The 10,796-nt window shown below is 76.2% G+C and carries 10 protein-coding genes; 7 read left to right on the top strand and 3 right to left on the bottom strand.

The annotated features are described in order from the left end of the window. Positions 1-149: 149 nt before the first annotated feature. From AC07BF_RS01075 to AC07BF_RS01060, 4 genes are all read left to right on the top strand, one after another. Entirely contained in the window at positions 150-728 is a 579-nt protein-coding gene (locus AC07BF_RS01075; RefSeq protein ID WP_478317566.1) for an AAA family ATPase, read from the top strand. 77 nt (positions 729-805) lie between these two features. Beyond that, the gene (locus tag AC07BF_RS01070; RefSeq protein WP_478332710.1) at positions 806-1,786 is read left to right on the top strand and encodes a zinc metalloprotease; all 981 of its coding nucleotides are present in this window, start codon (positions 806-808) and stop codon (positions 1,784-1,786) included. A gap of 197 nt (positions 1,787-1,983) precedes the next feature. Next, on the top strand, positions 1,984-2,439 hold the full coding sequence (locus AC07BF_RS01065; protein ID WP_363588496.1) for a universal stress protein: 456 nt from the start codon (positions 1,984-1,986) through the stop codon (positions 2,437-2,439). Between the two features lie 42 nt (positions 2,440-2,481). Then, positions 2,482-3,339 carry a DNA-formamidopyrimidine glycosylase family protein gene (locus AC07BF_RS01060; RefSeq protein ID WP_363588494.1) on the top strand — a complete coding sequence of 286 codons (858 nt, stop codon included), beginning with the start codon at positions 2,482-2,484 and terminating at the stop codon, positions 3,337-3,339. Here AC07BF_RS01060 and AC07BF_RS01055 read toward each other — a convergent pair. Together AC07BF_RS01055 and AC07BF_RS01050 are read right to left on the bottom strand one after the other, a co-directional pair. Beyond that, positions 3,287-3,922, bottom strand: coding sequence for a nucleoside/nucleotide kinase family protein (locus tag AC07BF_RS01055; RefSeq protein WP_363588492.1), 636 nt, complete (start codon positions 3,920-3,922; stop codon positions 3,287-3,289). The two genes, AC07BF_RS01060 and AC07BF_RS01055, sit on opposite strands and share 53 nt — an antisense overlap. Positions 3,923-3,972: 50 nt before the next feature. Continuing rightward, positions 3,973-5,265 (bottom strand): outer membrane protein assembly factor BamB family protein, encoded by a 1,293-nt coding sequence (locus tag AC07BF_RS01050; RefSeq protein WP_478332709.1) that lies wholly within the window; start codon positions 5,263-5,265, stop codon positions 3,973-3,975. A 151-nt stretch (positions 5,266-5,416) separates the two neighbouring features. On the opposite strand from AC07BF_RS01050, the gene AC07BF_RS01045 reads away from it, so the two are divergent. Continuing rightward, positions 5,417-5,983 carry a Uma2 family endonuclease gene (locus tag AC07BF_RS01045; protein WP_400985091.1) on the top strand — a complete coding sequence of 189 codons (567 nt, stop codon included), beginning with the start codon at positions 5,417-5,419 and terminating at the stop codon, positions 5,981-5,983. A gap of 12 nt (positions 5,984-5,995) precedes the next feature. Here the strand turns inward: AC07BF_RS01045 and AC07BF_RS01040 are convergent, their stop codons facing one another. Continuing rightward, positions 5,996-6,325: a DUF4326 domain-containing protein gene (locus tag AC07BF_RS01040; protein WP_063351637.1), complete on the bottom strand. Its 330-nt coding sequence runs from the start codon at positions 6,323-6,325 to the stop codon at positions 5,996-5,998. A 93-nt stretch (positions 6,326-6,418) separates the two neighbouring features. On the opposite strand from AC07BF_RS01040, the gene AC07BF_RS01035 reads away from it, so the two are divergent. Continuing rightward, positions 6,419-8,989 (top strand): SpoIIE family protein phosphatase, encoded by a 2,571-nt coding sequence (locus AC07BF_RS01035; RefSeq protein WP_478332708.1) that lies wholly within the window; start codon positions 6,419-6,421, stop codon positions 8,987-8,989. Positions 8,990-9,073: 84 nt separating this feature from the next. After that, positions 9,074-10,723 (top strand): sensor histidine kinase, encoded by a 1,650-nt coding sequence (locus tag AC07BF_RS01030; protein ID WP_363588510.1) that lies wholly within the window; start codon positions 9,074-9,076, stop codon positions 10,721-10,723. The last annotated feature ends 73 nt before the right edge of the window (positions 10,724-10,796 follow it).

Raw genomic sequence — 10,796 nt, 5'->3', positions numbered from 1 at the left:
TTGTTTGTGTGGGGGGGGGGGGGGGGGGGGGGGGGGGGGGGGGGGGGGGGGGGGGGGGGGGGAGGAGGAGGGGGGGGGGGGGGGGGCCCCCCCCCCCCCCCCCCCCGCCCCCTGGACGGGGCCTCGCCGCCGCCCGGCAGGCCTTACGGGTGCAGCCCGGCCTGCACGACCTGCGGGCCGGCCCCGCCCCCGTGGCGTTGCACTACCCCGCCGGCGACCTGCTGGTCGTCTCCGGGCTGCCCGGCAGCGGCAAGAGCACCCTGATGCGCCGCTGCGTGCGCGCCCCGCTGGTCGACTCCCAACTGGTCCGCGAGGAGTACGCGGCCAGGCTGCCCGGCCGCCTCCCGTACGCCCTCTACCGCCCGCTGGCGCGGATCGCGCACTACCGGCGGCTGCGGCGCGCGGTGCTGGCCGGCGGGCCGCTCGCCGTCCACGACTGCGGCTCGCTGTCCTGGGTGCGGTTCTGGCTGACCCGCACCGCCGCCCGGCAGGGCCGCCGGGTGCACCTGCTGCTGCTGGACGCCGAACCGGCCGAGGCGCGGGAGGGCCAGCAGAGCCGGGGGCAGGGCGTCTCCCGCTACGCCTTCCTCCGGCACCGGGCCGCCGTCGACAGGCTGCGGCGCCGGCTCACTGGGGCCGGGCGGCCGCCGGAGGGCTGTGCGTCGGCCGTGGTACTCGACCGGGCCGCCGCGCGCGCCCTGCGGGAGATCGTCTTCGCCGCGTCGTAGTCTCGGCGGGTCCGCGCCGAGCCGGGCGGGCCCGGGGCGCGGCCGACACTCCGTCAACTCCCTTGTCAGGAGCGCAGATGCGCCGTACTGCCCGGGTGCGCTCGCGTGCCCCCCGTCTGTTCCCCTGGGCCGCCGCGCTGGTCGCGGCCACCGGTCTCAGCCAGCTCGCCGCCCCGGCCCCGCACTCCGCCGCCGTGACCGCCGCGGCCGCCGTGACCGCGGCCTGTGCGGGCTCCGACTCCGACGCCGCCGCCCGCAAGCCGGCCGGCGGCCAGGCGGGGCAGGACCCGAACGCCGTCACCGCCGCCGAGGCCCGGGCGATGCAGGCGGACCTCGACGACCGGCTCGCCCAGCTCTCCTCCGCCCACGCCCGGATCGGCGCCCCGACGACGGTGCCGGTCTTCGTCCACGTGATCCACGCCGGTGACGCCGGCCGGCTCGACGGGGGCGTCGTCGCCGCCCAGATCGACCACCTCAACGCGACCTACGGCGGCCAGGGCGACGGCAACACCCCCAGCCAGTTCCACTTCGAGCTGGCCGGCACCGACTACACCGACAACGCCTCCTGGTACGACGGCATCACTCCCGGCTCCGGGGCCGAGGCGGCGATGAAGAGTGCGCTGCGCAAGGGCGACGCGGGCACCCTCAACCTCTACACCGCCAAGCTCGGCCAGTCCCTGCTCGGCTGGTCGACCTTCCCGGGCGCCTACCGCTCGAACCCCGCCGACGACGGCGTGGTCGTCCTCGACGCCTCCCTGCCCGGCGGCGCCGCCGCCCACTACAACGAGGGCAGCAGCGCCACCCACGAGATCGGCCACTGGCTCGGCCTGTTCCACACCTTCCAGGGCGGCTGCCTGCCCCCGGGCGACTACGTGGACGACACCCCGCCCGAGCGCACCCCCGCCTACGGCTGCCCCGAGGGCCGCCACACCTGCACCGGGCCCGGCCTGGACCCGATCCACAACTTCATGGACTACAGCTACGACTCCTGCATGAGCCAGTTCACCCCTGGCCAGGTCCAGCGGATGGCCGACTCCTGGGCCGCTTACCGGAGTTGAGCCGTCAGGGATGGTCCGGTAAGCGGGCATCCTCGCAGAACCGCAGAACCGCAGAACCGCAGATCGGCCAGGCCTATTGCCATCGATCTGAATGCAAAACGCCGATCACGGCGTGGCAAATATCGACCACACGCCCGATTTGATCTATGTTCGGGGTGTCGGGACCGAGCAGGAACTGAGCGCCAAGGAGTAACGCCATGAGTGCCAACCCCCGGATCGTCGTCGGCGTGGACGGCTCGCCCGCCTCGGAGCAGGCGCTGCGCTGGGCGGTCGACTACGCACGGGCCGTCGGCGGGACCATCACCGCGATCGCCGCCTGGGAGTACCCGGCGTTCTACGGCTGGGCCGCGCCGAGCGTGCCGTCCGCCGAGGTCTTCAACCCCGAGGAACTGGCCGGCAAGACCCTCTCCGACACCGTCGTCAGGGTCGTCGGCGACGACCCGGGCGTGCGGATCAGCGAGAGCGTGATGCCCGGCAACGCCGCCCAGGCCCTGCTGGAGGCCGCCAAGGGCGCCGCGCTGCTCGTCGTCGGCAGCCGCGGCCTCGGCGGCTTCTCCGGCGTGCTGCTCGGCTCGGTCAGCCGCCACCTCACCGAGCACGCGTCCTGCCCGGTCGTCGTCGTCCGGGAGGGCCAGGTGGCCGAGGCCGAGTAGCGCGCCGCCCCGCCGGGCCGCCGCGCGGTGGAGGATGGAGGCATGCCAGAAGGTGACTCCGTCTACCGCGCGGCGGCCCGGCTGCACGAGGCCCTCGCCGGGCAGGTGCTGACCAGCGCCGACCTGCGGGTGCCCGCGCACGCCACCGCCGTCCTCGCCGGCCGCCGGGTGCTGGAGGTCGCCCCGCGCGGCAAGCACCTGCTCACCCGCCTCGAAGGCGGCCTCACCCTGCACACCCACCTGCGGATGGACGGCCGCTGGGAGGTCTACCGGCCTGGCGAGCGCTGGTCCGGCGGCCCCGCCTGGCAGATCCGCGCCGTCCTCGGCACCGAGCGGGGCACCGCCGTCGGCTACCGGCTGCCCGTCGTCGACCTGCTGCGCACCGCCGACGAGCAACGCGCCGTCGGCCACCTCGGCCCCGACCTGCTCGGCCCCGACTGGGACCCGGTGGAGGCCGTCCGCCGGCTGCTCGCCCACCCCGGCCGCCCGCTCGCCGAGGCGCTGCTCGACCAGCGCAACCTCGCCGGCATCGGCAACGTCTACGCCGCCGAACTCTGCTACCTGGCCGGCGTCACCCCGTGGACCGAGGTCGGCCAACTCCCGCGCCCCGACCGGCTGGTGGAGCGGGCCCGGGAGATCCTCGACGCCAACCGGCTGCGCCCCGGCCACGTCACCACCGGCGACACCCGGCGCGGCCACCAGCACTGGGTCTACGGCCGGGCCGGCCGCCCCTGCCCGCGCTGCGGCACCCTCGTGCGGACCGCCCGCCAGGGCACGCCCCCGCAGGACCGGGTGGCGTACTGGTGCCCCTACTGCCAGCGCGGCCCGGCCCCGGCCGGTACGGGTGTCAGGTCCGCTCGACCAGGGCCGGATGACGCGGGTCGTCCACCCGGACGGTGACGTCGGCGGCCTCGGCCGGGCCGGTCTCCGCCTCGTAGCGGGCGAAGGCGGGCAGCGTCCACTGCTGGTCGGCGGGCGTGCGGCGGGCCAGGGCGGTCGGGGTGAGCGCGAGGTGGACGGCCAGCTCCAGCGGCAGCCAGCGGCCGAGCAGCAGCGCGCCGTCCAGCAACAGCACGCCGCCGGGCGGCAGTTCGGCGTACGCGGCGCGGGTCGAGCGGTCCGTCACCGGGTCGCGCAGCGAGGGCAGGACGCGGCCGCTGGCACCGGGCTCCAGCGGGTCCAGTACCTCGCGCAGCAGGGCGCGGTCGTCCAGCCAGAGGTCGTGGAAGGCGTCCGCGTCCTGGTGGCCGTACTCCAGCCGGATCGAGGCCGGGCGCAGGAAGCCCGCCGCCGACACCCGCAGCGCGGGGCGGCCGCGCAACCGCAGCGGCTCCACCAGGGCGTCGGCGAGCACGTCGGGGCGGGCGGCGGGCGCGCCGTCCACCGCGACCCGCAGCCACCGGCCGCCGGGGTCGGACAGCGCGGCGATGCGGTCGGCGAGCACGTCGGCCAGCCGGTCGGGGGAGATCGGGTGCACCTGCATCAGGCCATCCTGTCGTGCTGTCGTGCCGTCGTGGCTGTGGTGCCGGGCGGTCAGGTGAGCGGGAGGGCGTGCAGGACGTCGTCGTGGCCGACGTAGAGGTGGTTCGCGTCGACGGCGAGCGACCAGACGTCCTTGCCGGGGCCCGAGTCGAGGAACGTCCAGCGCGGCGTGCCGCTCGCGGTGTCGATCGCGCACACCCCGGCGGCCGCCGGGCCGGGGACGAACAGCGTGCCGCCGACCACCAGCGGATGGCTGCGGCGGTCCAGCAGGAACGGCAGCCGGTAGGCCCACTGCCGTGCGCCGGTGACCGCGTCGTGCCCGGTGACCAGGCCGTTGTCGCGGGTCAGGTAGACCCGCGGGCCGTCGGAGACCAGGGCCATCGCCCGCCACGACTCGCCCCGGGCGGGAGAGACCGTCCAGGCCGGCTCGCCGCCGGGGCGCAGCGCACGGACGCCGTCGGCGCCGTCGGGGACGTAGAGGTGCACCGGGCCGCAGACGCACCAGCTCAGGCCGCCGGTGTTGGGGGCCGTCCACAGCTCCCGGCCGTCGGCGGCGTCCCGGACCACCAGCTCGCTGCCGTCGCCCAGGTTGCGCAGGCACGGGAGGCGGCCGCCGGGCGCGGTGACCGGGGTGAACGGCCGCTCGTTGCGGTCGATGGAGAGGTGCCACAGCACCGAGCGGTCCGCGACCCGGACGGCGAAGAGCCGGCCGTTCGGCGTCGAGCTCTCCCGCGACCAGTCCCAGACGTACCCGTACAGGGTGCCGTCGTCGAAGCCGGACAACTGGACGGAGCCCTGTAGGTCGTCGGGCAGCGGCAGGCTCCAGTCGGCGGCGGGGTCGCCGAGGTGGCGGGCGTCCAGGTGGCCCGGGGAGGTGGTGAAGACCCGGTCCGGCCCGAGCACCACCTGGCCCAGCACCTCCAGGTCGCTCGGCCAGTTCCCGCGCGGTGGGTCGACGGTGAGCAGCCGCGCCGCCTCGCCGGTGGCCGGGTCCAGGACCTGGAGCCCGGCCCGGGACAGGAACACCGGCCGGGTCGGCGGGCCGGTCAGCCGCTCCGGGGTCATCGCCTCCGGCCCCCGGTACGTCCACAGCGGGGTCGGCCCGGACAACGCGGTCGGCTTCGGCGGCGGAGCCGGCTGGTCCGCACCCGAACGGCCGAACGCCCACACCGCCGCGCCCGCCGCCAGCACCCCGGCCCCCGCCAGCAGCCCGCGCCGGCTCAGCCGCGGCCCGTCCCCGCCCCCGCCGACCACGTCCACGGGCTCCCGCGCGGCGCCGTCCGCCTCCCCGTCCCACTGCCACGAGGCCTCGCGCACGGGCCCCTCGGACGACGGCGACTGCATACCGGCTCCCACCTCCCCCATGGCGCCCCACGCGCCACCACTCGCCCGGAGGATATCGAACAGCCCCCGAACCACCCGAAACCCCGACCGGGGCGTACTGGGCTGAGGCCCACAGCACAGGCCCGCCCAGCAGCCCCGGGGGAGGTACGGCGTGACGGCCGAGATGATCGCACCCGAGTGGATGCACCGGCAGATCACCAGCGAGCAGTACGACTCCTGGACCGTGGAGCAGTGCGAGGGCATCGAGATCGTCGACGGGACGGTGGTCGTGAGCCCGAGCGCCTCCAAACGGCACAACCGGCTCGCGCGGTTCCTGGCGAACGCCCTGGACGCGGCCGGCGGCGCCGAGTGGAATGCCGACACGGACTTCGACGTCAGGCTCCAGGACGTGCCGCTGAACAACCGTCGCCCGGACGTGGTGGTCTACCGGGCGGACACGATCGACGAGTCGCCCACCAGACCCGCGGACGTGCTGCTGCTCGTCGAGGTCGTCCCACCGGGTTCGGAGACCACCGACCGGGTGGTCAAGCCGGGCCAGTACGCCAAGGCGGGCATCCCGTTCCACTGGCGGGTCGAGCAGGTCTCCGGCGGCGTCCCGATCGTCCACACCTACGTGCTGGACGCGGCGAGCGGTTCGTACCGGGTGGGCGAGTTGTTCACCGGTCAGGTCGAGGGCGTGGTGCCGTACGCGGTGGAGGCCGATCTCTCCGGGCTGTGAGGCGCGCGCCCGTCAGTGCTGCGGTGGGTGGTCGGCGAGGTCGGCGAGGACGTCGGCGTGGCAGGGGAGCGGGGCGCACCAGCAGCCGAGGCGGTGGCCCCGCAGGGGCGGGACGAGGGCGAGCAGGTCGGGGCGGGCGAGGAGGTAGGCGCGGTAGTCGGCGACCATCTGCTCGCGGGTGAGGTCGGGGCCGGGGCGGTAGGGGCAGTGCAGCGGGGATTCGGACAGGTGCCAGCCGCCGCGGTGCATGGCGCGGCCGACGTAGACGACGTCGGCGCAGGAGGGGTCGTCGCGGTGGCCCTTGAGGTTGACCACGGTGGTGCGGCCGGAGGTGGTCGGCATGCCGTCCATGCTGGCGCAACCGGGGCCGACGGGCATCCGGGGTCCCGGAGGGCTCGCCTTGACACGCCCCGGGGCCCGGCGTAGCAAAAGAGCATGCGCCATCCGCACGCGGGCGGCCGTGACCGGGCGGCGCCGCCCGGCCCGCACCGGCCGCTGGAGCCCCACGCCGCCCCGGCGGCGGCCGAGCGGGACGACCTGCTGGCGGGCGCCGTCCGCCGGGCGCTCGGCGGCACCGGGGCGTACGGGGCGATGGTGTACCTGCGCTCGCGGGACGGCCGCTCGCTGGTGCTCTGCACGATCGCGGGCGTACCGCTGTCGATCATGAGCCCGTTCCGGCGGATCGCCGCCGCCGGCCCGCTGCCCGTCGCCGTCAGCTTCCGCACCGGGCGGACCGTCACCCTCGCCGACACCGAGGACACCATGCGGCGCTTCCCGCAGCTCGCGGTCGGCATGCCGTACGACTTCGCCTCCGCCTGCGTGCCGGTGGCGGGCGGCGAGGAGCGGTTCGGGGTGCTCAGCGTGTTCTGGCCGGCCTCCGACGACGGCGTCCCGGAGGACGCCCCGTCGCGGCTGGCGGAGGTGGCCGAGCGGCTGGCCGCAGGGCTGGCGGGCCTGGCGGCGGCCGGGCACCCCGTGGAGCCGGGCGGCGACGCGGCCGTGGTCGAGCTGCCGCCGCCGTCCGCGCCGACCTGCCGGGTCGGGATGTTCGACTGGAACGTCGCCACCGGGGCGCTGGCCGCCGACGAGCAGTTCCTCGCGATCTTCGGCCTCGAACCCGACGAGTTCGACGGCACGGTGGCCGCCCTCGGCAGCCGGATCGCCCCCGGTGACCTGCCCGAGTTCCGGGCCGCCGCCCGGACCGCCCTGGCCCGGGGCGAGGTGCTGGCGGCCAGGGTCCGGGTGCTCGGGTCGGACGGCCACCCGTACCCGGTGGAGCTCTGGGCGCGGGTGCCCGCGGCGATCTCGGACGGCCGCACCCATCTGGTCGGCGCCGTGCTGGACGCCCGCACCCTCACCGCGGCCGCGGCCGCCGTCGAGCGACTGCGCGAGGGCGTCTTCTCACTCGACCCGGACGGCCGGGTCAGCTACGCCAACCGCGCCACCGAGCCACTGCTCCAGGCGCGCCGCGAGGACCTGGTCGGCCACCACCTGTGGGACGTGCTGCCCTGGCTCGCCGACCCCTTCTTCGAGAACCGCTACCGGGCCGCCCTGCTCTCCCAGCAGCCCACCGCCTTCCTGGCCGCCCGCCCGCCGGACGGCTGGCTCGCCTTCTCGCTCTACCCCGACACGCACGGCGTCACCGGCCGGGTGGTGGCCGCGGAAGCCCCGCCGGGCGCGGCCGAACCGAGGGCCGCGCCCCCGCCGTCCGCGGCCCGCGGCGCCACCCCGACCGGTGCCCCCGCCGGCATCGGCGGCACCTACCACCTGCTCCAGCTCGCCAGCGCGCTCACCGAGGCGGTCAGCGTGCGCGAGGTCTGCCGGGCCGTGGCCGAGGAGATCCTGCCGGCCTTCGGCGGCCAGGAGCTCGCCATCTACGGGGTGCGCGACAAACACCTGCACCTGATCTCGCAGACCGGCTACCCGGACGGCTTCCTGGACGGCTTCGAGGGCACCCCGGTCGCCGCCCGCATCCCCGGCGCGGAGACGCTCAGCACCGGCACCCCGATCTTCTTCGAATCGGTCCGCGAACTCGCCGCCGCCTACCCCGGCATCGCGCTCGACGACATGGGCGCCTGGGCCTTCCTGCCGCTGATCGCCTCCGGCCACCCCGTCGGCAGCTGCATCCTCGGCTTCGACCGGCCGCGCCCCTTCACCGCGGAGGACCGCGGCCTGCTCACCGCCCTCGGCGGCTTCATCGCCCAGGCCCTGGAACGGGCCCGGCTGTACGACGCCGAGTTCGCCCTGGCCCGCGGCCTCCAGCAGGCGCTGCTGCCGCACCGCCTCCCGGACGTGCCCGGCATCCGGATCGCCGCCCGCTACCTGCCCGGCACCCAGGGCATGGAGATCGGCGGCGACTGGTACGACGCGATCGTCACCGGCGGGGACGTCACCCTGGTGATCGGCGACGTCGAGGGCCACAGCGTCGGCGCGGCCGCCACCATGGGCCAGCTGCGCAGCGCCGTCCGCGCCTTCGCCACCGGCGGCGACCCGCCCGACCAGGTGCTCGCCCGCACCAACCGGCTCCTCCTCGACCTCGACCCCGGACTGCTCGCCAGCTGCTGCCTCGTCCGCCTCACCCCCGCCGACGGCCGCGCCCGGATCGCCCGGGCCGGGCACCTGCCACCGGTGCTGCGCTTCCCGGACGGGTGGGCCGAGGCGCTGTACGTGCCGGGCGGGCCGCTGCTGGGCGTGGAGGAACAGGCCGAGTACCCGGTCAGCGAGCTGCGCCTGGCGCCCGGCACGGTGGTCGCGCTGTACACGGACGGGCTGGTGGAGGATCCGGCGATGGCGATCGACCAGGGGGTGGACCTGCTGCGGGCCGCGCTCGGGCGCGGCGGGGCGCAGGGGCCGGACGGCCTGGAGCTGCTGGCGGAACGGATCCTGCGCGAGGTCGGCTCCTCGCACCGGGTGGACGACGTGGCGCTGCTGCTCATGGCCTTCGGTGAGGACGACTCCACGGGCGTGTCCACGGGGGTGCCCACGGAGGTGCCCCGAACGCCGTGAGCGGCGACTTTCGTCGGGGGCGGGGGCGACGAACGGTGGCGGCGGTCGGGTGGCGCGGCCCGATAGCCTCGACGGGTGGATGCGATGGCGCGGGCCTGGAAGAAGGCGGTACGGACGGCGTTTCCCGGGCCCTGGCCGCCCCGGCGAGTGGTGGGCCAGGGCGCGCTGGCCCTGCTGATGGGCGGGGTCGCGGCCCTGCTGGAGGTGGCCGCCGGTGCCGGCCACCCCGTCCTGGTGGGGCTGGGGGTCGCGCTGCTGTGGGTGCTGCGGCCGGCCTTCCCGGCGACCGTGCTGCTGCTCACCTCGGCCGCGGCCGGCTGGGCCGTCGGCCCGATGCTGCTGCTGGTCTGCGCCGGCTGGTCGGCCGGGGCGAGGCTGCGCCGGGTCACCGCGCTGGTCGGCACCTTCGTGCTGAGCTGGGTGCTGTTCATGGTGACCGGGGTGCTGAAGGACGCCGGCTCGGCCTCGCCCAAGCTGATCGTCGGGCTCTCGCTCGGCGGCTTCCTGCTGGTCGCCGTGCTGCCCGCGCTGTGGGGCCGCTACCGGGCCCAGCGCCGCGCCCTGCTGGACGCGCTGCGCGAGCGCAACGACCAGCTGGTGCGCGAGCGGGTCATGGTGGTGCACCAGGCCCGGCTGCGCGAGCGGCACCGGATCGCCCAGGACATGCACGACAGCCTGGGCCACCAGCTGGCGCTGATCTCCGTGCACTCCGGCGCGCTGGAGGTGGACCGTACGCTCAACGACCGGCAGCGCGAGGCGGTCGGGGTGCTGCGGCAGGCGGCGGTCGCGGCGATGCGGGAGCTGCGCGAGGTGGTCGGCGTCCTGCACGACGAGTCGACGGCGGTGCGGCCGGCGACGGACGCGTCCCCGGCCCGGGGCGGGGTGGACGGGATCGAGGGGCTGGTCGACTCCTCGCGGGCGGCCGGGGCGCGGGTCTCCTTCTCCCGGGAGGGCGAGCCGCGTCCGCTGGCCGCCGCGGTGGACCACGCGGCGTATCGGATGGTGCAGGAGGCGCTCACCAACGCGCACAAGCACGCCCCCGGCGCGCCGATCACCGTCGCGCTCCGGTACGAGCCGGACGCGCTGGTGGTGGAGGTGGTCAACCCGTGCGCCCCGGAGCCCGTGGGCGTGCGCGCCGGCGCGGGCCCGGCGGTCAGCGGCGGCCAGGGGCTGACCGGCCTGCGGGAGCGGGCCCGGCTGGTCGGTGGCATGGTGCACGCCGGGCCGACGCCGGACCAGGGGTTCCGGCTGGCCGGCGTGCTGCCGTACGAGGGGGCGGAGGGCACGGGCGACGGGGCCGCGGCGATCGCCGGGGTCGACGACTGGGTGCTGGACGGCCTGCCGCCGGTCGTCGGGGCGGAGGAGGGGCGGCGCAGTCCGGCGATCGGCTGCGCGGTCGGGGTGGGGGCGGTCGGCCTGACCGTGCTGGGGCTGCTGATCTGGGGCGTGGTGGCCTTCGTCCAGGGCACCGACGACGCGACGGTGCCGAAGTCGGTGTACGACGGGCTGGAGACCGGCACGCCCGAGGCCGACGTGCTGCACCGGCTGCCGCCGGGGAACACCTTCTTCACCGACGACTACCGGGGCAGCGGGCCGAAGCCCCCGGAGGGCGCGCACTGCCGCTGGTACCTGTCCGGTGACCTCAGCGACGCCTGGGGCCAGGACAATGTGATGCGGTTCTGCTTCAAGGACGGGGTGCTGGTGGAGAAGGAGCACTACCTCACGAAGTCCTGACCGCCCTGATCGCTCTGACCGTCCTGACCGCTCTGACCGGGTGGGGCGCGGGGTTCGGCCGGATGTGAGGATG

The sequence above is a fragment of the Kitasatospora sp. NPDC043950 genome (assembly GCF_056435345.1).
Note: the sequence above shows the minus strand (reverse complement) of the source record. Positions and strands in the feature narration are given on the sequence as shown.